At 65.7% G+C, this 18,339-nt stretch carries 18 protein-coding genes; 3 read left to right on the forward strand and 15 right to left on the reverse strand.

The features are described 5' to 3' along the window. Window positions 1-169 precede the first annotated feature (169 nt). Together BLS66_RS05030 and BLS66_RS05035 are read left to right on the forward strand one after the other, a co-directional pair. Window positions 170-598: a PAS domain-containing protein gene (locus tag BLS66_RS05030; RefSeq protein WP_074725300.1), complete on the forward strand. Its 429-nt coding sequence runs from the start codon at window positions 170-172 to the stop codon at window positions 596-598. Then, window positions 595-2,124 carry a diflavin oxidoreductase gene (locus BLS66_RS05035; RefSeq protein ID WP_074725301.1) on the forward strand — a complete coding sequence of 510 codons (1,530 nt, stop codon included), beginning with the start codon at window positions 595-597 and terminating at the stop codon, window positions 2,122-2,124. The genes BLS66_RS05030 and BLS66_RS05035 overlap by 4 nt, the downstream gene beginning before the upstream one ends. A 430-nt stretch (window positions 2,125-2,554) precedes the next feature. Here the strand turns inward: BLS66_RS05035 and BLS66_RS05040 are convergent, their stop codons facing one another. The 11 genes from BLS66_RS05040 to moaA all read right to left on the reverse strand — a co-directional run bounded on the left by BLS66_RS05040 (window position 2,555) and on the right by moaA (window position 10,524). Then, a complete protein-coding gene (locus BLS66_RS05040) occupies window positions 2,555-3,223 on the reverse strand; it encodes a sulfate/molybdate ABC transporter ATP-binding protein (protein ID WP_074725302.1) in 669 nt (222 codons plus the stop codon). Further along, window positions 3,213-3,896, reverse strand: coding sequence for a molybdate ABC transporter permease subunit (gene modB, locus BLS66_RS05045; RefSeq protein WP_053505238.1), 684 nt, complete (start codon window positions 3,894-3,896; stop codon window positions 3,213-3,215). Before modB ends, BLS66_RS05040 begins: the two co-directional genes overlap by 11 nt. A gap of 3 nt (window positions 3,897-3,899) precedes the next feature. Then, window positions 3,900-4,643, reverse strand: a complete 744-nt coding sequence (gene modA / locus BLS66_RS05050; RefSeq protein ID WP_074725303.1) for a molybdate ABC transporter substrate-binding protein — start codon at window positions 4,641-4,643, stop codon at window positions 3,900-3,902. Between the two features lie 19 nt (window positions 4,644-4,662). After that, window positions 4,663-5,439, reverse strand: a complete 777-nt coding sequence (locus BLS66_RS05055; protein WP_074725304.1) for a helix-turn-helix domain-containing protein — start codon at window positions 5,437-5,439, stop codon at window positions 4,663-4,665. Window positions 5,440-5,507: 68 nt separating this feature from the next. Further along, window positions 5,508-5,873: a hypothetical protein gene (locus BLS66_RS05060; protein ID WP_053463025.1), complete on the reverse strand. Its 366-nt coding sequence runs from the start codon at window positions 5,871-5,873 to the stop codon at window positions 5,508-5,510. Next, on the reverse strand, window positions 5,870-6,418 hold the full coding sequence (mobA, locus tag BLS66_RS05065; protein WP_074725305.1) for a molybdenum cofactor guanylyltransferase: 549 nt from the start codon (window positions 6,416-6,418) through the stop codon (window positions 5,870-5,872). The genes BLS66_RS05060 and mobA overlap by 4 nt, the downstream gene beginning before the upstream one ends. A gap of 104 nt (window positions 6,419-6,522) precedes the next feature. Then, window positions 6,523-7,023 carry a molybdenum cofactor biosynthesis protein MoaE gene (locus BLS66_RS05070; protein WP_049437589.1) on the reverse strand — a complete coding sequence of 167 codons (501 nt, stop codon included), beginning with the start codon at window positions 7,021-7,023 and terminating at the stop codon, window positions 6,523-6,525. Window positions 7,024-7,026: 3 nt separating this feature from the next. Beyond that, window positions 7,027-7,287 (reverse strand): MoaD/ThiS family protein, encoded by a 261-nt coding sequence (locus BLS66_RS05075; protein ID WP_005413671.1) that lies wholly within the window; start codon window positions 7,285-7,287, stop codon window positions 7,027-7,029. Further along, window positions 7,287-8,540, reverse strand: a complete 1,254-nt coding sequence (locus BLS66_RS05080) for a molybdopterin molybdotransferase MoeA (protein ID WP_074725306.1) — start codon at window positions 8,538-8,540, stop codon at window positions 7,287-7,289. Before BLS66_RS05080 ends, BLS66_RS05075 begins: the two co-directional genes overlap by 1 nt. Continuing rightward, window positions 8,540-9,535 (reverse strand): bifunctional molybdenum cofactor biosynthesis protein MoaC/MoaB, encoded by a 996-nt coding sequence (gene moaCB / locus BLS66_RS05085; RefSeq protein WP_074725307.1) that lies wholly within the window; start codon window positions 9,533-9,535, stop codon window positions 8,540-8,542. Before moaCB ends, BLS66_RS05080 begins: the two co-directional genes overlap by 1 nt. An 8-nt stretch (window positions 9,536-9,543) precedes the next feature. Beyond that, window positions 9,544-10,524 carry a GTP 3',8-cyclase MoaA gene (moaA, locus tag BLS66_RS05090; protein ID WP_074725308.1) on the reverse strand — a complete coding sequence of 327 codons (981 nt, stop codon included), beginning with the start codon at window positions 10,522-10,524 and terminating at the stop codon, window positions 9,544-9,546. Window positions 10,525-11,091: 567 nt separating this feature from the next. Between moaA and BLS66_RS05095 the strand changes: the two genes are divergently transcribed. Continuing rightward, a complete protein-coding gene (locus tag BLS66_RS05095) occupies window positions 11,092-11,466 on the forward strand; it encodes a hypothetical protein (RefSeq protein WP_074725309.1) in 375 nt (124 codons plus the stop codon). A 19-nt stretch (window positions 11,467-11,485) separates the two neighbouring features. Here BLS66_RS05095 and BLS66_RS05100 read toward each other — a convergent pair whose 3' ends face one another. The 4 genes from BLS66_RS05100 to BLS66_RS05115 form a co-directional block, all read right to left on the reverse strand. Continuing rightward, window positions 11,486-11,872 (reverse strand): hypothetical protein, encoded by a 387-nt coding sequence (locus BLS66_RS05100; RefSeq protein WP_074725434.1) that lies wholly within the window; start codon window positions 11,870-11,872, stop codon window positions 11,486-11,488. A 244-nt stretch (window positions 11,873-12,116) separates the two neighbouring features. Then, the gene (locus BLS66_RS05105) at window positions 12,117-12,506 is read right to left on the reverse strand and encodes a hypothetical protein (RefSeq protein ID WP_074725310.1); all 390 of its coding nucleotides are present in this window, start codon (window positions 12,504-12,506) and stop codon (window positions 12,117-12,119) included. 487 nt (window positions 12,507-12,993) lie between these two features. Then, a complete protein-coding gene (locus tag BLS66_RS05110; protein ID WP_130767970.1) occupies window positions 12,994-13,317 on the reverse strand; it encodes a S1 domain-containing protein in 324 nt (107 codons plus the stop codon). A 12-nt stretch (window positions 13,318-13,329) separates the two neighbouring features. Further along, a complete protein-coding gene (locus BLS66_RS05115) occupies window positions 13,330-18,024 on the reverse strand; it encodes an RHS repeat-associated core domain-containing protein (RefSeq protein ID WP_244152954.1) in 4,695 nt (1,564 codons plus the stop codon). Window positions 18,025-18,339: the final 315 nt, after the last annotated feature.

Here is an 18,339-nt window from a genome sequence, read left to right on the forward strand (position 1 = left end):
CGCTCGAGCCGAAATGGGCTCGGCTTTGCAGGGATTCTCCCTGCGACACCCGGTCGCAGCCCATCGCGCCACGCGCTTGACCAATGTCAAACCACCGGCCGCCGCGCGGGCGTATCTCTATGCAGGACCCGAACACGCCGGCACTGCCGGCCCCTACAAGGATCCTGCAATGAGCTACTCCCCCGACAACGCCCAGCTCCTGAATGCGCTGCAGAACGTCATGGTGATCTCCACCACCGACCTGCAGGGCAACATCACCTACGCCAATGACCTGTTCTGCACCCTCACCGGCTTTGCCCGCGAGGAACTGATCGGCCAGCCGCACAGCATCGTGCGCCATCCAGACGTACCCAAGGCCGTCTACAAGGACATGTGGGACACCATCAAGGCCGGCCGCACCTGGACCGGCATCGTGCCCAACCTGGGCAAGGGCGGCGTGCTCTATGTGGTCGATACCACCGTGCAGCCGCTGTTCGACGCCGAGGGCAACATCACCGCCTACATCAGCATCCGTCGCGTGGTGAACGACCTGATGCAGAACTACGACCTGGTCGAGTTCAGCAAGGAAAAGTTCGACGACTTCTACGAGGCCGCGTGAACGCCCTGCCGACAAGCATGCCCTTCAGCCGCCTGCTGGTGGGTTACGCGTCCGAGTCGGGCAATGCTCGCGCCCTGGCCCAGCGCCTGGGCGCGGGCCTGCAGCCGCATGGGCCGCAGGTACTCCCGTTCAACGACATCGACGTAGCCAGTCTCGGCCACGGCGACGTGCTGCTGGCGATTTCCAGCTCCTTCGGCGATGGCGAACCGCCGGCCAATGGCGAGCGGTTCTTCGAAACCCTGCGCCGGACCCCGACCTTGAGCGGCCTGCGCTATGCGGTGTTCGGCCTCGGTGACACCGGCTACCCGAGCTTCTGCGGCTTCACCAAGGCGTTGGATGCCGCGCTGAGCGAGCGCCAGGCGCAGCCGCTGTTGCGCCGCGTGGATGCCGACCTGGGCTACGAGCCGTTTTTCCAGCAATGGCAGCCGGTGCTCGGCCAGGTGCTGGATGGCGACCTCAGCGCTGGCCAGGACCTGCACCTGCAGGTCACCGCCTATGGCGAAGACAACGCCTTTGCCGCGCGCATCCTCGAACGCCGCCGCTTGAACAGCAGCGACCCGGCCGCGTGGCACCTGGAGTTGGGCATTGCCGGCAGTGGCATGGCCTATCGCGCGGGCGACACCCTGCACGTGGTGCCGGAGAACGACCCAACCCTGCTGCACGCAGTGGCCCGCTGGTACGGCGATACCACGGCCGTGGCCGCCCTGCGCGACCGCGAGCTGCGCCTGCTGAGCAAGAGCGTGCTGCGCGAGCTGGCCCGGCTCGGTGGCAGCGAAACGCTGAAGGGCCTGCTGAAGGTCAGCCAGAAACGCGAGCTGGACGCCTACCTGCACGGCCTGGACCTGCTGGACGTGCTGCAGGACCACGCCACCCCGGACAGCGTGCCGCTGCCCCGGCTGCGTGAACTGCTGTCACCGCGGCTGCCGCGTGCCTATTCAATCGCCTCGCACCCGTCCGACGACCAGCTGAGCCTGTGCGTGCGCGAAGTGCGCTACCCCCTGCGCGGCCGCGAGCGCTTCGGCACTGCCACCGGCAGCCTGCTGCATGGCGGCGACCATGCCCGTGTGTACTGCCGCTCCAACCCTGGCTTCCACCTGCCCGATACCGGCGAGGCACCGCTGCTGCTGGTCGGTACCGGCACCGGCATCGCACCGTTGATGGGCCTGATGCAGGAGCTGCAGGCCAGTGCCTGCGAGCGCGAAGTGCACCTGGTGTTCGGCGAGAAGCATCGCCAGCACGACTACCTGTACCGCGACCAGCTGCAGGACTGGCAGGCGCGTGGCGTGCTGGCCGGCCTGCACACCGCGTTCTCGCGCGATGGCGCCGACAAGGTCTATGTGCAGCATGTACTGCAGCAGCGTGCCAGCGAGGTGCGTGATGTGCTGGCCCGCGGCGGGCATGTTTACCTGTGCGGCAACAAGCGCCACCTGGAAGGCGCGGTACGCGAGGCCATCGATGCCGTCGCCGGTGCAGGCCAATGGGACGCGCTGCGGGGCGAAGGCCGCACGCACTGCGAGTTGTATTGACCCGTGCACTGGACCGCACGGACCTTGAACCGGTAGAGCCGGCCGCTGGCCGGCTGCCCAGCATGCCTTGGTTGCCGGCCAGCGGCCGGCACTACCAGAATATGTAGCCAATCATCGCCTGCGCATCACGGTAGAGCCGGCCGCTGGCCGGCTGCTCAGGATTCGGTGGATGCCGGCCAGCGGCCGGCACTACCAGAATATGTAGCCAATCATCGCCTGTGCATCATGGTAGAGCCGGCCGCTGGCCGGCTGCTCAGAATTCCGTGGTTGCCGGCCAGCGGCCGGCACTACCAGAATATGTAGCCAATCATCGCCTGTGCATTACGGTAGAGCCGGCCGCTGGCCGGCTGCTCCGCATGCCACGGTTGCCGGCCAGCGGCCGGCACTACCATCAGATGTGACCCACCATCGCCGGTGCGTCCATCACGGGTCAACCGCCGACGATGCGGCCGTCCACCATGCGCGCCACCTGCTGGCCAAACATCGCCACGTCCTGCGGATCGTGGCTGATCAACAGCAGCGGAATACCGGTCTTGTCCAGCACCGTCTCCAGTTCCTGGCGCAGGTGCTGGCGCAGGTCGTGGTCCAGCGCGGAGAACGGCTCGTCCAGCAGCAGCGCCCGTGGCTGCGTCACCAAAGCCCGCGCCAAGGCCGTGCGCTGGCGCTGCCCGCCGGATATCTGCGACGGCAGCAGATCCCCCACCGTGTCGATGCGGAATGCGTGCAGCCACTGCTCCACAGCGTCGAAGCGCTGGCCCACGCGCGGATTCAACCAGCCCTTCTCCAGCCCGAACGCCACGTTCTGGCGCACGCTCAGGTGCGGGAACAGCGCATAGTCCTGGAACACATACCCCAGCCGACGGTGCTGCGGCGGCACGTCCACGCCAGTGGCCGCATCGAACACGGCCTGGCCTTGCAGGCGCACATGCCCCTGCCCTGGCCGCAGCAACCCGGCCACCGCCTTCAGGGTCAGGCTCTTGCCCGCGCCCGACGGCCCGGCCAGCACCAGCTGCCGTTGCGTGCACTGCAGCGCGACGTCCAGCACGAATGCCTGGCCTGCAGCCTGCAGGCGGCGCTGCACGCGCAGGTCAAGCCACATCGCGCAGCTCCCGGCGAGGCCCGCCCACCAGCCGCGCGGCCAGCAACAGGATCACGATGCACACCGCCGAGGTCAGGATCACCAGCGCATTAGCCTTGCCATCCTGCCCGGCCTGCACCGCCTCGTAGATGGCGATCGACAGCGTCTGCGTCCGGCCGGGAATGCTGCCGGCCACCATCAGCGTCGCGCCGAATTCGCCCATCGCGCGTGCGAAGGCCAGCAGCAGGCCGGCAAGAATGCCGCGCCACGCCAGCGGCAGCGTGACACGGAAGAACACCGCGGCTTCGGACACGCCAAGCGTGCGCGCGGCCTGCTCCAGCTGCCCGTCCACATTTTCGAACGCGGCGCGTGCCGGCTTGAACACCAACGGGAACGAGGCCACCGCCGCCGCGATCACCGCGGCCTGCCAGGTGAACACCAGGTTGATGCCGAACCACGATTGCAGCCACGCGCCGATCGGGCCGTTGCGGCCGATCAGCACCAGCAGGTAGTACCCCAGCACCGTCGGCGGCAGCACCATCGGCAAGGTCAGCACCGAATCCAGCAGTTCACGGCCGGGAAAACGCCGACGCGCCAACAGCGCACCCAGCGCCACGCCCAGCACCAGATTGATCGCGGTGGCCCAGCCGGCCACCTTCAGCGACAACCCCAGCGCGGTCCAGTCCAGATCCATGCCTCAGGGGGTGCCGAACCCGTGCCTGGCCAGGATCGCCTGGCCCTGCGGCGACTGCACGAAGGCAGCGAAGCGCCTGGCCTCTGCCGGCTGCGTACTGGCGCTGGTCACCGCCAGCGGATAGGCGATGCGCCCGGACACCGGCACCACGAACGCGCGGCGCACACGGTCAGGCATTGCCTGCGCGTCGGTGGCATAGACGAAGCCCGCATCCACTTCACCGCGCGCCACGTAATCCAGCGACTGGCGCACGTTCTGGGTGGTGATGGCCTTGCCCCGCACTGACGGCCACAGCCCTGCCGCGTCCAGCGCGCCCTTGGCATAGCGGCCCACCGGCACGCTGTCCGGGTTGCCCAGTGCGATGCGCTGCACGCCGGCGCCGGCCAGATCCTTCAGTCTGCGCGGCGGCGCCTTGGCCTGCGGAGGCACCACCACCCACAGCGTATTCACCGCGAACACCGCGCGGGTGCCGGCCGCCAGCAGGTTCTGCTGCTGGGCCTGGTCCATCGTGGTCTCGTCGGCCGACGCAAACACATCCACCGGTGCACCGCGGCTGATCTGCTGCAGCAACACGCCAGAGGCGGCGAAGTTGAAATCGACTTTGGTCCCCGGGTGCGTCTTCTCATAGACCGCGCCGAGTTCGCGGAAGCTCTCGGTCAGGCTCGAAGCCGCCGACACCGTCAGATCGGCCGCCCAGGCCGGCACAGAGGCCAGCAACCCCAGCCACAACACTCCCGCTCGCTTCATGCCCAGTCCCCCTGCCTGATCAGTCCAGTCCGGATTCCCGCACCGCGGCCAGCGCCGCCAGCCGATCCGGGTCCAGCAACAGCATCTCACGTTGGTTCACCGCAATCACGCCGTCGTCGCTCAAGCGGCGCAGTACCCGGCTCACCGTCTCCGGCGCCATCCGCAGGTAGTTGGCGATCTCGGTGCGGGCCATGCTCAGGTTGAAACGGGTGGCCGAGAATCCGCGCCGGGCGTAGCGCTGTGAAAGATCCAGCAGGAACGCCGCCATGCGCTCCTCGGTGCGATGGTTGGCCGCCAGCGTGGCGACCTTGCCGATCTCGGCGCTGAGCAGGCTGAACAGCCGCGCCTGAAGCCCCGGCATGCGCGTGGCCAGCAGGCTCAATCGCGGAAACGAGATCCGGCACAGGTAGACGGTGTCCAGCGCCACGGCATTGCACGGGAAGCGCGCGCCGTGGATGGCATTGAGCCCGATCACCTCGCCCGGCAGGCTGAAACCCAGCACCTGCTCGTTGCCCTGGCTGTCATCGACGAACGTCTTGACCATGCCCGCGCGGACCGCCGCAATCGAATCGAACGGATCGCCGGCACGGAACAGGTAGTCACCGGCCTGGAACGGACCCACGTGATCGACCAGCACATGCAGTTCACCCAACGCGGCCTTGTCGTAGCCCTGCGACATGCAGGCATCGGAAAAGGCGCAGGTACTGCAGAAGTGCAGCGCGTCTCCGTCATCGGCGGCTGCCGGGTTCGGCGTGACTGGCCGGGAAAATGCAGCAGAGGGCGGCGTATGGGGCATTGCAGCAACGCAGGCACGAAGGCCCTCATCATACGACAGCGCGCCATCCGGCCCTGCGCAACCTGCGCCTACTCTGGCGCGGGTTCGGAACGCCGCTGCGGGCCACGCTGGCGCACGCTGTCGCGCACGTCCACATCGAACTGCAGCTGCAACATGCTGTCGTCATCCAAGGCGATACCGAAGCCCAGGCCATCGCGGCAGGGCAGCCTCTCCGCTAGTGCTTGAACCGCTTCGCGTGGCAGCACCAACCGGCAGAATGTCCCGCCATCGAGCAACACCGCCTGATCGCCGGCATGCAGCGACAGCGCCACGCCCCAGCCACCGCTGCCACCAAAGCGGGTCAGGTTCTCGACCGACTCGCCTGCCAGCAATCGTGCCAGTTCTTCCTCATCCACGCGCAGGCGCATCGATTGCTGTTGCAGCTGGACCTTCATGCTGTGATGGACTCCCACTCTGATGGCGTATTGCAGTTGAGCAGCAACGCCCGATCCTCGGGTGCCAATGGCAGCCGGGTCACGCCCAGGCGTTCCTGCAGGGCGCGCAGTGAACGACGCGCCGTCGGATCCTCAATCAGCTCCTGCAGCACGCGGCGGCAATGATCATCGATCTGCAACCGCATCGGCAACGGCTCGTCGTCGAATACCGTGCAGGCACGCCCTTGATCGGCCTGCAGCCGTTGCAACAGCGCGGGCGTCACCCGCGGCGTATCGACCGGCACCACCCAGGCGGGGCCATCGGGCATCTGCATCGCCACACTGTAGAGGCCGCCCAGCGGGCCGCAGCGTGCGACCCGGTCCGGAATTCCGCCAAACACGGGATAGTCACCGCTCACCCACACCCGCCCGGCGCCCGCCTGCAACAACAGCCCCCGCATGTGTTCCAGCACTGTGCGGCCGTGCCAGGGCAGCAGCGCCTTGTCGCGGCCCATCCGGCTCGACAGGCCTCCGGCCAGCACGATGCCGTTGATGGTTCCATTCATGGTAGAGCCACGCCATGCGTGGCTGCGCCGGCCGGATTCATCGGGAAAGCCTCATCCACGCATGGCGTGGATCTACTGGACCCGACGCCCCCCGAAGGGCCCGGTCAATGCCCGTGGTCATGGGTGTGGTCGTGGGAGTGCGAAGCTTCGCTGTCCGCATGGCACAGGCTGCAACCTTCGCTCCACTGGCTGTCGCCGTCTTCGTAATGCTCCTGCTTCCAGATCGGGCACTGGTGCTTGACCACCTCGATCAACTGCCGGCAGGCGCGGAACGCCTCGTCACGGTGCGGGCTGCCGGCGGCCACCACCACCGCCACATCGCCGATGCCGAGCCGGCCCTTGGCGTGGGCCACATACAGCTTCAGCTTCGGCCCGAACGTGGCTTCGACCTCGGCGGCCAGGCGCTTGAATTCGTTCAGCACCAGCGGTTCAAACAGATCGTAGGTGATCCCGGTCACCCGCCGGCCCACATTGACGTCGCGCACCTTGCCGATGAACACATCGATGCCGCCGAAGCCCGGATCGGAAACCGCCGCGATGCCCTCGGCCGGATCGATCGCCGCCTGCGCGCGGTCCACCACCTTCGCGATGATCGTCTCGCTCATCGCTCAGCCCCCGCTCACCGGCGGCAGGATCGCCACACGACCATCGTCGGGCAGCGCCTCGTGGTCGCGCAGCACGCGTTGCTGGTCGGCGAACGCCGAATAATCCAGCAGGCCGGCACGGAAACCCGGCCAACGCAGCGGCAGCAGCTCGCGCAGCGCCTGGCGCAGATCGGCCACGGTGCCACCGGCCACCTCCACCGCGATCTCGCGGCTGGCATCCAGATCGGAAAACGCACCGAACAATTGCAGATTCACCTGTCTCATCACGGCTCCTGGCTCGCCAGCTGCACAGGGTCCTGATGACCCCAGCCCTGCACGCGCACTGGCGTGCCGGCAGGGGCGAGACCGCCCTCGCCGTCCAGCACCACCCAGGCGTTGGCCTGCAGCATGGACATCAAACGGAACGACTCCTGCCCTGCCAGCACGCGCGCACTCAGGCGGCCCTGCGCGTCCACTTCCACCCGGGCCCGCGCATGGAAGCGCAGGCCCGGCGGCGTGCGCACGTCGGCCTGCAGCGGCAACGTCAACACCGGCTCCGGTGCCAGCCCCAGCAGGCGGCGCAGCACCGGTTCCACGAAGAAGCGCTGGCCCACCGCAGCCGACACCGGGTTGCCCGGCAGGCCGAAATACAGCGCCCCATTGGGCAGTACCGCGAACAGCAACGGCTTGCCGGGGCGGATCGCCACCTTGTGGAACACGATGCGCGCACCTCGGCCACGCAGCGCGTCGGGAATGAAATCGTAGCGGCCGGCCGACACCGCGCCGGTGCTGATCAACAGCTGCGCACCCGCGTCCAGCGCTGCATCGAGCACCGCATTGAACGCGGCCACGTCATCGCCCACCGTGCCCTGCCAGACCACCTCGGCACCGGCGGCCTGCAGGCGACTGACCAGGTACGGCCGGTTGCTGTCACGGATCTGCCCGGATTCCAGCGTCTGCGCCGCCTCGGTCACCAGTTCCTTGCCGGTGGCGATCACCGCAGCCCTCGGCCGTGCCACCACCGCCACTTCGCCCACGCCGATGGCATGCAGCAGGGTGCGCGCATTGATGTCCAGCACCTGCCCGGCCTGCAGCACGCGCTCGCCGTCGCTAACGTCTTCGCCACGCAGGCGCACGTTCTGGCCTGGCTTCACCGTGCCCTTCAGGGCAATGCGGGTCGGGCGTCCTTCTTCGCTGGCGAGGATCTCCACATTCTCGACCGGCACCACCGTATCCAGCCCGACCGGCATGCGCGCACCGGTCATGATTTCCCAGGCACCCTCGCCGCCTTCGGCGCCGGCATCGCCTGCTGCCTGCCAGCCCTGCACAGCGAACTCGGTACCGGCCTCGAACGTCGCGCCGTTGGCGCGCAGCGCGAAGCCGTCCATCGCCGAATTGTTGAACGGCGGCAGCGACTGCCCACTGATGATGTCACTGGCCAGGGTTCGGCCGCCGGCCTCATGCAGCGGCAGGCGTTCGGCCGGCAGCGGCGTGGCCGCATCCAGCAGGTGCTGCAAGGCCTCGCTGTAGGGAATCATCAGTGGCCATCCCCCTCGACCATCGCCAGGGCGTGGCCCAATACCGGCGCCAGGATGTCCAGGCACTGCGCCGCCGCCTTCGGGCTGCCGGGCAGCGCGAACACCAGCATGTTGCCCAGCTGCACCACCTCGGCGCGGCTCAGCCAGGCCATCGGCGTGTGCTGCGCACTCAGGGCCCGCACCATCTGCGCCAGGCCATGCACCGGCCGCGCGTTCAAGGAACGCAGCGCCTCAGGGGTCAGGTCGCGCGGGCCCAGCCCGGTACCGCCGGTACACAGGCACAGGCGCACGCCCTCGGCAGCCAAGGCCTGCAGGCGGCTGGCCAACGGCTGGATGCCATCGGGCAGTACCTCGGCGGCCGCCACCTCGCCCCCCAGCTTCTTCAGCCCGCCCACCAGGGTCGGGCCAGAGATATCCTCATAGGTGCCTTCGCTGGCGCGATCGCTCAGCGTGATCACCGCGCAGGCAGCGCCCTCCAGGCCCTTCGGCGCACGCGGCTTGAAACGCGCGAGCTCGGCCTCGTCCATGCCATCCGGGTGCAACCAGACCCCGCGCTTGCCGCCTTCCTTGAACAGCAGGCGGATGCCCTCGATGCTAAGTGCCGGCTCCACCGGCTTGCTCAGGTCGTACAGGGTCAGCAGCGCCGCGTTGACGCCGGCCAGTGCCTCCATCTCCACGCCGGTGCGCGCCTCGCTGGCGCACTCGCACCACACGCGGATCGCCTGCCGTTCCGGTACCGGCGCGCAGAACACCTGCACCAGTTCCAGCGGCAGCGGGTGGCACAGCGGCATCAGCATCGAGGCCATCTTGGCGCCCTGCAGGCCGGCAATCTCGGCCATCACCAGCGCATCGCCCTTGGGCAGGCGGCGCTCGACAATCAGCGGATAGGCCACCGGACCGGCATGCAGCTCGCCCACCGCCACCGCACGGCGGCGGCTGATGCGCTTGTTGCGCACATCGGCCATGTGGAAGGCCGCGTTCAATTCCCCACTCATCGTGTTGCTCATCCTCCGATGGAGGCCAGGTGCGGGGTCAGCCCGGTCTGGCCCTGGTGCAGTCCATGCCCGGCCGCTTTCAGGCCAAGCTGGGTGGTGATGCGTGCCAGCAGCGCGTCGTGGTCTTCGTCGCGTTGCAGCAGCGGGCGCAGTGGCACACCGAACTCGCCGAACAGGCACAGCCGCAGGTCGCCCCTGGCGGTCACCCGCAGGCGGTTGCAGCCCTTGCAGAAGTCACGCGAATACGGGGCGATGATGCCGATGCTGCCGCGATGGTCGGGGTGGCCGAACTCGCGCGCCGGGCCGGCATCGGCCGCGCGCGGCCGCTCGTGCCAGCCCGCGGCGAGCAACTGCTCGATCACCACGTCGGCGCGCAGGTGGTGGCGCTGGAAATAGGCTTCGTTGTCGCCGGTGCGCATCAGCTCGATGAAGCGCACGCTGAAGGGGCGATCGCGCAGGTACTCCATCCACTGCGGCAGCTCGTCGTCGTTCAGGCCGCGCAGCAGCACCGCGTTGAGCTTGATCGCCGGCAGGCCCAACGCCTGCGCCAGGGCCAGGCCCTGCTGGATCTCCGGCAGGCGGTCATGGCCGGTGATGGTCTTGAAGCGTTCGCGCTGCAGGCTGTCCATGCTCACGTTCAGCGCAGTCAGGCCGGCCCGGTGCCAGCCCGGCAGGCGCCGCGGCAGCAGCGTGCCATTGGTAGTGATGGCCACCTTGCGGATGCCCGGCACCGCCGCCACGGTGGCGATGATCTCGTCCAGATCCTTGCGCAGGCTGGGCTCGCCACCGGTCAGGCGGATCTTGCTCATCCCCAGCGCGGCAAAGGCCCGCACCAGGCGGCCGATTTCATCCACCTGCAGGAAACGCGGGTGGCCGTCGGCTTGGTACCCGTCGGGCAGGCAGTAGCTGCACCGGAAGTTGCAGGCTTCGGTGAGCGACAAGCGCAGGTACGGAAAGCTGCGTCCGAAGCTGTCGGTGAGTTGGCTCATGGCTGTTCCGCCTCCTGGTACCACCCTGCAGCCCTGCCCCTGAACGGGTTGTCGTCCCCAACCCGCAGAGTGCGCTGGGGCGTTGAAAGCGTCAACCCGGGACAGCCCGCAGCCTGAATTGGCACCGCCTGTCGTGATAGGCCCTCCCCGCCCGTCCCGTTCGCCGTGACAACCTCGATCCCTGTCGCAGATTGCACGCTGCGGGCGGATCACTACGCCAGCCAGCACTGGCGGGGCTTAACAGCGTAGGACAATGTCAAAAGCGTCTCCAATCGAGTGATGTTTGCAACTCTTCTGATTGGCATTGCACAGCGCCAGGGGCTCAGATGGCGTGCCACCGGAAAAGGGTGGCCGGGCTTCGAACACCCGAGTTGATGTTGATGTATGCGCTTGCCAGCCGGCGCCACCTTAGCGTGGCGCCGGCTGGCAATCCGTCTGCCGGCTATGGCGGGCGGTGCGTGGGGGCCTTCGGGCCCGCCGGACTGACATCAACCCGGTGTTCGAACCACGTACCGTCCGCCACTTTTATGGGTGGCGGCTACCGATTGCCCTGCACGGAGCCTTGCCATGAACGAATCGGACTTCCCGCATCTGCACGCCTACCGCGGTACCGCCCACGACGACGGTTCGCCACAGGCTGCGCCTGCAGTTGACACCAATACCTTCATTGCCAATCTCCACCGCATCGGCTCCGGTGCGGCGGCCGACGGACAACCCTGGCCGGAGCGTCACCAGCTGCCCGGCCGCTGCCTCGCCCTGGCCGACGCCGATTGCGCGTTGAATGGATTGCGGGTGGTGCTGGAAATGCTGTTGGCGGCCGAACGCACCCGTCAGAACGGGGAACCGGAAGAGTACGTGGGCGACCGGGTGATGGAGGGGTTGGTCATGGCTTGCCAGTCGCTGTGCGCGCAGGCGGTGGGGCGGTTGCAGCCCGAAGGGTGAATGCCAAGCGCAACACCCTTCAGCGAGGATCGCCTCCCGCCCGACACGCCGTCGGCGCAGCCCCCTTGTTCGGGGGAACCGCGTGTACATTCCAGCGATCTGCCAAAGCGCGTTCGACGCGGAAAGAGAATGACCATGCCTCGGCGGGCATCTTCCCTTCAGAGAAGCCAATAGCTATCTCGAAGCGATCCAATCCGAGGTTCCCCGCCTCCAGTCCCGAGCCATCTTCCCGCTTCACTCCGATGTAGACGACAGGGCGTTTCACGTCCACCTTTGCCCTGGCAAGCTGGCGATCCAATTCAGCGCTGCCATCGAAGAACTGCATTCCTTCGTCCTTGGCGATAGAGCTGAGGGTCTGCTTGAACCGATTCACGCCCTCTTGGTCATGTACGCAGAACTGGATCATTTTGAAGGGTCGCTTCCCTAGAGCCCATGCGCCGCCAGAGAATCCAAGTCCGACTTCAATCAGAAGTAGTGCTGTCAGGATCCTCACCATCATCAAGGCCCCAATATGCAAGGTGTGGCGGCCAACGCCGCCGCAGAGTCAAAAATCATGACCCCAAGCACATCTCCGCTCGGTCTTCTCAGGCCGCTTCCCCTGAATGAGGGAGACCTTGTCGGGCGTGAGGAATCTCGGCACGGAATGTCCTTCAGGGCACTGCACCCGCCATCGGCAGATGCTCGATCCGCCATGTCCTGGCGTAGATAAGAATTACGCTTCCGGTCGAGGTGGTCTCGATACGGAAACACTTCAGGCCGGACAACGGATAGCCGACCGCCTTCCAACGATCAAGAAGATGAGCAAGCCCCGGCTCGTCGTCCTCGACCCTGGCGAACTCTATTCCCTCCTCCCCCAGTACGCCGAAGTTCATGAGCGCCGAGCACCCGTAGGCTTCCGAGAAGCAGACGGTTGCCTGCCGGCCGTCCGGCCAGCGCACGTGGACCTTTACCTCGTCGCATACGCCAGGTTTGCTCCTATCAATGTTGATGGCCAGCAACGTGGCGTCACACCATTCGAGGGAGTTGACATCTTGGTTCATCTACTGGAATCCACCAGATGCATACCACGGTGGTGCGACCTCGTCCGCCCCTTCCTCTCTCTCACCACTCCTGAAGCTCCCCAAGGTTGAGATGCCGAGCATAGGAGCGCCGACTACTGATCTGCACCGGCTTGGATGCGAAACTCCGGCCGTCCCTGCATTCAACGGCGAATTGGTAGCTCTGGGGTTCCGGCCCTGCAACGACCATCACGTGGACCGCGAATGTGCTTCCAACCGGTTTCGACGAAACTACACCTTCGCCCTCCCCGAGCATGCTCAGCTCACAATCGAGAGCGCGAACGTCACCCTGACCTGGCGGCACGGTTCCCGAGACGCGCACGATCATATCGCCACCCAATGTTGCACAGCCGGCCAGAACCAGGCCGGCAACGACAGCGGCGACACACCCCACCCTTGGCATCCCCGAATCCTCAGTACGCACTGCGACATCTCACGCCGATAGCCGGTCAGGGACGCATCAACCTGATCAATAGAGACCCGCCATGATACGAATGTAGTCGTCGAGCGAATCCACCCGGCGATCGACTGCAATACCACGTTTTTTTGCGAGCGATTGAAGCTCGAATATCAACACCCCATACCCCGAGTCCCAACCATGAGCTTCACCGGGCGACAGTTCCTTCGAAAATCGATCTCCAGGACGGAGCTTCCCGGAGGGCAAACGAAGCTCGCCTGCAACATGCTCCAGCAGCTCCACTACGGTTTCCTGGTCCAGGCCACTCTCCGCATAGTATCGGTCATAGAAGCCAGTTGGCGACAGCGCCTCTCTTTCTCTCAGTTTGTCTTTCATTTCCATTCGCCTCTATCCACCGCCTGCGCTGCAGCCACAATAGACCATGGAGCCGATATCCCAGAACCCCTCCCATACAGTCGTCACCACAGCCACGCGCCCCAAAAGTCTTCCTGCCGAACTCCACGACGCTTGAACTGGACCGAATCGGCGTCCGTTTGCCGCCCGCTGCATCGCCTGCCCGGCTTGGGAACCCGCAGCATGCTGCCACGTCGTGGCATGAGGAGCAGCGCTGATGCCCGAGCCAGTGCTTCCAACTGCAGAATTGGCAGCAGCATTTGCCACCTGTGCGCCGGATGCGACTTCACCAGTTGTCGACGTACTCTCCGGCCCGCTAGCGCCAAGCTTGCCCCAGTCCCATCGCCTCTCCGAAACGCAATCGGCGAAGGTTGCCTGAAGCCCATGCGGATCATTTAGGGCAATCGGCATGGATCCAACATAGGCATAGGTGTTTACTCCACCTTCCAGCCCGATTGGATCACTCTGCGAGTACCGCCCCACCGCCGGGTCGTACTCGCGCTGGTAGTTGTAGAACAACCCACTCGCATCCGTCGCCTGCTGGCCCGGGAAGCGCAGTGCCAGCTCGAACGCCACACCATCGCCGTCCGGGTCAGCACTTGGAATCTGGTTGCCGAACACTTCGCTCTTGTTGCTCCACTCCCAGATCGCGACATCGCGCGCCGGGTCGATCACCACGCGCGGGGTGCCCAGGTGATCTGGTTGGACGTAGGCCAGTTCTGGCACGCCGGTACTCGGCACGTTGATCAGCGCCACCGGATAATTGTCCAGCCAGATGGCCTGCTGCTGCGCCTGGCCCGTGGCCGAGTAGTTGCCCAGCCATTGCCCCGCCTCGTCATACAGGGTGATCTGAGCAGCGCCACCAGCCGGAGTACGCAGCACGCGCTCGCCCCGGTGGTTGTAGCCGTAGCTTTCCAACACGGCATTGCCCTGCTTCACCGCGTTCATGCGGTTGGCATCGTTGTAGGTGAACGCCTTGCTGCCAATACTGGTGGTATTGCCCGCTGCGTCATGGCTGCGTGCCTCGCCATCCACCGCAGTCAGGCGATGGCTGGTTGCGGGATAGGTGTAGCTGGCGGTGCCTGCCGAGGTGGTCAGCGCGGTGCGATTGCCGGTGGCGTCATAGGCATAGGTTTCGATCGGCGTGCCGGTCGCGCCGTCCTGAGTCTGGGTCAGGCGACCCAGCGTGTCGTAGGCGTACTTGGCCAGCACCGTCGAACCTGCGCCGTTCTTCAGCTCGGTGATCGAACCGACCGGATCATAGTCGTAGCCCAGCGACAGGCCACCTGCGGCCGGGTCATGTACCGCCTGCGGGCGGTAATCCAGATCCAACGGGCGCTGCAGCTGGCGGCCGTTGCCGTAGGTCCAGCCGATGGCCGGGCCGAAGGCCGCGTAGGTCACGTTGTTCACCACGATCTGGCGCGCCTGGCCGGGGCGGGTCAGGCCGATCTGGCTGATGCGCCCCCGGCTATCGCGTACATAGTCGGCCACGCTGCCGTCGGGGTAGGTCAACGCAGTCAGACGGCCTGACTTGCTATAGGCGTAGCGCAGCGTGCTGGCGACACCATTGATCGCCTGCACTTTACGGGTGACCTGGCCGAAACGGTCATGGCAGTACTGGGTGCTGCCATTGGCATGCAGCACCTGCCCCAGGCGTCCCTTGGCAAAGCGTTCGTCGGCGGCACAGACCGCTGGCGCCACGTCATAGCTGTAGCCCACGTCCAGATTGGGGTCCGGGTAGGCGATGCCGATCAGGCGATTGAGCGCATCGTAGTGATAGGTGGCGGTGATGCCGCGTGCATCGGTCGCCGTCTTGCGGTTGCCGGCGGCATCCACTGTGAAGCTGCTGGCGCCACTGTCCGGGCTGACCTGCCCGGTCAGGTCACCAAAACCGTTGTAGGCGTAGGTGGTGTGCAGGCCCTTCGGGTCAGTGACCTGGGTGACCTGGTCCAGCGCGTTGTACTGGCTGCGGATCTCCGCCGCGACGCCGCCGACGTCCTGCAGGGTCTGCGCCAAGCGGTTCAACGGATCGTACTGCTGGCTGGTCACGCGCTGCAGGGCATCGGTCACCGTCTGTGGGTTGCCGTTGGCATCGTAGGCAAAGCCGGTGGCGTGGTTGCCCGCATCCTTCAGCGCGGTCAGCTGGCCAAGCGTGTTGAACGTCCGTGCCAGGGTGCGACGCAGGGTGCCGCCAGTATCCAGCGTGTCTTCCTTGAGGCGGTTGCCGGCGTTGTCCAGCGTGTAGTGAATCGTGTTGCCTACGTTGTCCTCGATATCAGTCAAGCGCAGCGCCGCATCGTAGACATAGGAAACGCTGCTGCCGTCGGGCTCGGTGATCTGTTGCACCTGGCCGGTCGGCCAGTAGCTGATCTGGATTATCCGACTCTCGGCAGTGGTCGCGCCACGCACGGTGACCGAGGTTGGCCAGCCGCGGGCATGGTAGGTGTAGTCGGTGACCACGCCGTTGGCATCCTTGACCGACAACGGCCGCCCGAAAGCGTCGTAGGCCAGAGTCTCGACCGTCTGGCCCAGCGCATTGGTCACGCTGCGCAGGTCGCCCTTGCGATAGGTGCAGGCACCTCCGGTCGCGCACCCTGCATCATCCGCCGAGTAATAGGCATAGGTAACGGCATCGGCCACATCCGTGCGCGGGCCATCCACACTCTTCAGCAGCCCCTCCATCGGGCAGCCGCCTGCCGCTGCCACATCAGCGGCTTCGCAGTACGTGTAGCTGGTGATGCGCGTCTGACCGGACGCGATGTCGGTCACCGTGTTGGCCGTCGGCTGGCGTCGGGTATTGAAGGACGTTCGGGTTTCACGATTGCCGATGCGGGTGGTCAGTACCGCATTGATTTCGACGTCGCGCGCCGTGGTCGCCACACGCTGCTCGGGCAAGCCGACCGCTTCGGTCACGGTATGGATGCTGACGGCACGACCACTCACCGGATCGGTGCCCTGCGCATAGGTGTGCTTGGTCTGGATGCCGCGGCGATCGGTGTAGGTATCCAGACGCCGGCGGAAGTCGACACTCTGGTCGTAGTAGGTTCGGCTGACGGTTCCCTGCGAATCCGTCAGGCCGGTCACCTTGCGCGACGGAGCGCTATCGCCGCCGGGTGTAAGGGTGTAGTCGGTCTGCCGCCCCAGCGCGTCGGTCACCACCGCACCGCCATTGGGGCTGTAGGCCAGTGTCACGCCATCGGCACCGCCGGCATGCTGACTGGAGATCACACGGCCGGTGGAATCGTAGGTGAAGGTGCTGTAGCGGCGACCGTCCTCGGCGGTGATACCCGTCAGATGCTGGGGGAAAGCCTGGTTCTCGTAGTGATATGTGCGCACGCCGCCACCCGCATAGGTCACCGTGGCGACCTGGTTCTGCGATGTGTAGGTGTAGGTGGCGAGCGAAATGCCTTCGACCAGCACCGAACTGATCAGCGCCTCATAGTCGTTGGACTGGTAGACGAACTCCAGTGTGCGGCCACTGCTGTGGGTGACGGTCGCAAGGCGGTCGCTGTCGTCGTAGATATAGGTCAGCGACGTGCCATCCGCGAAGCGCTTGGCGGCCAGACGGCCGTCCGCGTCGAAGGTCGAGATGGAGCCCTCCGAGTACAGTGTCCAGTTGCCGTTCTGGACCAGACGATCGCCACTGTCGTCGTCCGCCTCATAGGCTTGGCCGACCTTCTTGAATGCACGCTGGAAACCAGTACTTTCAATGATGCCCACGCTGTCGACGCCATCCAGTGCCAGATGGGCGCCCAGCGAATGGGTCCAGCCATAACCGAAGCCACCGGATGAGGTCGAGATGCCGGAGTGATAGAAGCGCGTCAGCGCGATCCAGCCCAGATCGAAGTCCGGCGCGATCTCGTACTTCTCGCCCGTTTTAACATCACATGGGTTGCCGACATTACCGTCGCAGGTACCGCCGTTGGAGGCCGGGTCCTTGTCGGGAATCGGACTCATGTTCACCGCTGTATCGTTGCGGGACATGGGGCAGCTACCGTTGCCGCCGTCCTTATCGCACTTCTGCGACTTCGATGTGATGGTCGCAACGAATTCTTCGCTGACGCAGGCGTTGTGCTTGTTGGACCACTGTGTGAGGGGAATCGGGCAGTTCAAGCGCCGGGTACGCGCGACCGCCACCGTTCCGGTGTACGGCGTGCAGGGTGATTCAGCCGTGTTGTTGCCCGCCATGGAAGTCAGATCGTAGTAGCGCGACTCGATGACACCTTCCTGATCGGGCGAAGCTGCAAACCAGTCGCCAGAAGGAGTGACCGCCGCCCCGGGGCACACGGGATTGCTGGCTTGTTGGTCCGCAAGAAGATCGGCCACCATCGCCTCTTCCGTCGGGAATATGTCACGCCCGATGTAGGACCAGTCCGGGTCGGAGGGCTGCGACTTCCCCATCCAGTAGGTGATCGACGTATTGCCGTTCAAGTGCACAACTTTCGACTTGATCTTGTCGACAGACTGCCAGCCGAACTGGAACTCCGGCGGGAATGGACTGGGTGCGGGAAGGCTCTTGATCGCCTGCACCGCCTGCTGCTGGGTCTTGTACTGCGTCGAATTGCCGCCGGGCTGTGAAATGCGCCAGGTGATCTTGCTTTCCTGCGCCTGTGCCACTGCGGGGGCGAAGCAGCCAACGGCAACGATCGCCAGCACGGCACACGAAATGGTCTTCAGTGGTTCCAACATCCCTGTTCTCCTTCCTGGAGGAACACAGCGCCGGCGGGAACGAGAACGCGGAGCTGTGCCCCGCGTCATGCTTCGGATCGTCCCTGGTCCGGAATGCGGCGGTGCCACATGCCGCCTTTATCGTTGAGGACGCTTGCACGTTCAAGTGTGGAGTTGCGTAACCGATCACAGATTAAGCATCCAACGCCATTCAGCGGTCTACGCTCCGTCCCCATGACTTCCTGCACAGGGAGTCGGTGTTATACCTCACTACATTACCAGCACGACCTGTCGCGAGGTCGGCAGGCTGCGGCACTCCGCTGCAGACCTGACCCA

It is taken from the genome of Stenotrophomonas pavanii (assembly GCF_900101175.1).
Lineage (GTDB): Bacteria > Pseudomonadota > Gammaproteobacteria > Xanthomonadales > Xanthomonadaceae > Stenotrophomonas > Stenotrophomonas pavanii.

What these genes read in the sequence shown, in the direction of transcription:
- BLS66_RS05030 (WP_074725300.1), top strand. Translation starts at nt 170, where the DNA reads ATGAGCTACTCCCCCGACAACGCCCAGCTCCTGAATGCGCTGCAGAAC.
- BLS66_RS05040 (WP_074725302.1), bottom strand. Translation starts at nt 3,223, where the DNA reads ATGTGGCTTGACCTGCGCGTGCAGCGCCGCCTGCAGGCTGCAGGCCAG.
- modB (WP_053505238.1), bottom strand. Translation starts at nt 3,896, where the DNA reads ATGGATCTGGACTGGACCGCGCTGGGGTTGTCGCTGAAGGTGGCCGGC.
- modA (WP_074725303.1), bottom strand. Translation starts at nt 4,643, where the DNA reads ATGAAGCGAGCGGGAGTGTTGTGGCTGGGGTTGCTGGCCTCTGTGCCG.
- BLS66_RS05055 (WP_074725304.1), bottom strand. Translation starts at nt 5,439, where the DNA reads ATGCCCCATACGCCGCCCTCTGCTGCATTTTCCCGGCCAGTCACGCCG.
- BLS66_RS05060 (WP_053463025.1), bottom strand. Translation starts at nt 5,873, where the DNA reads ATGAAGGTCCAGCTGCAACAGCAATCGATGCGCCTGCGCGTGGATGAG.
- mobA (WP_074725305.1), bottom strand. Translation starts at nt 6,418, where the DNA reads ATGAATGGAACCATCAACGGCATCGTGCTGGCCGGAGGCCTGTCGAGC.
- BLS66_RS05070 (WP_049437589.1), bottom strand. Translation starts at nt 7,023, where the DNA reads ATGAGCGAGACGATCATCGCGAAGGTGGTGGACCGCGCGCAGGCGGCG.
- BLS66_RS05075 (WP_005413671.1), bottom strand. Translation starts at nt 7,287, where the DNA reads ATGAGACAGGTGAATCTGCAATTGTTCGGTGCGTTTTCCGATCTGGAT.
- BLS66_RS05080 (WP_074725306.1), bottom strand. Translation starts at nt 8,540, where the DNA reads ATGATTCCCTACAGCGAGGCCTTGCAGCACCTGCTGGATGCGGCCACG.
- moaCB (WP_074725307.1), bottom strand. Translation starts at nt 9,535, where the DNA reads ATGAGTGGGGAATTGAACGCGGCCTTCCACATGGCCGATGTGCGCAAC.
- moaA (WP_074725308.1), bottom strand. Translation starts at nt 10,524, where the DNA reads ATGAGCCAACTCACCGACAGCTTCGGACGCAGCTTTCCGTACCTGCGC.
- BLS66_RS05095 (WP_074725309.1), top strand. Translation starts at nt 11,092, where the DNA reads ATGAACGAATCGGACTTCCCGCATCTGCACGCCTACCGCGGTACCGCC.
- BLS66_RS05100 (WP_074725434.1), bottom strand. Translation starts at nt 11,872, where the DNA reads ATGATCCAGTTCTGCGTACATGACCAAGAGGGCGTGAATCGGTTCAAG.
- BLS66_RS05105 (WP_074725310.1), bottom strand. Translation starts at nt 12,506, where the DNA reads ATGAACCAAGATGTCAACTCCCTCGAATGGTGTGACGCCACGTTGCTG.
- BLS66_RS05110 (WP_130767970.1), bottom strand. Translation starts at nt 13,317, where the DNA reads ATGAAAGACAAACTGAGAGAAAGAGAGGCGCTGTCGCCAACTGGCTTC.
- BLS66_RS05115 (WP_244152954.1), bottom strand. Translation starts at nt 18,024, where the DNA reads ATGTTGGAACCACTGAAGACCATTTCGTGTGCCGTGCTGGCGATCGTT.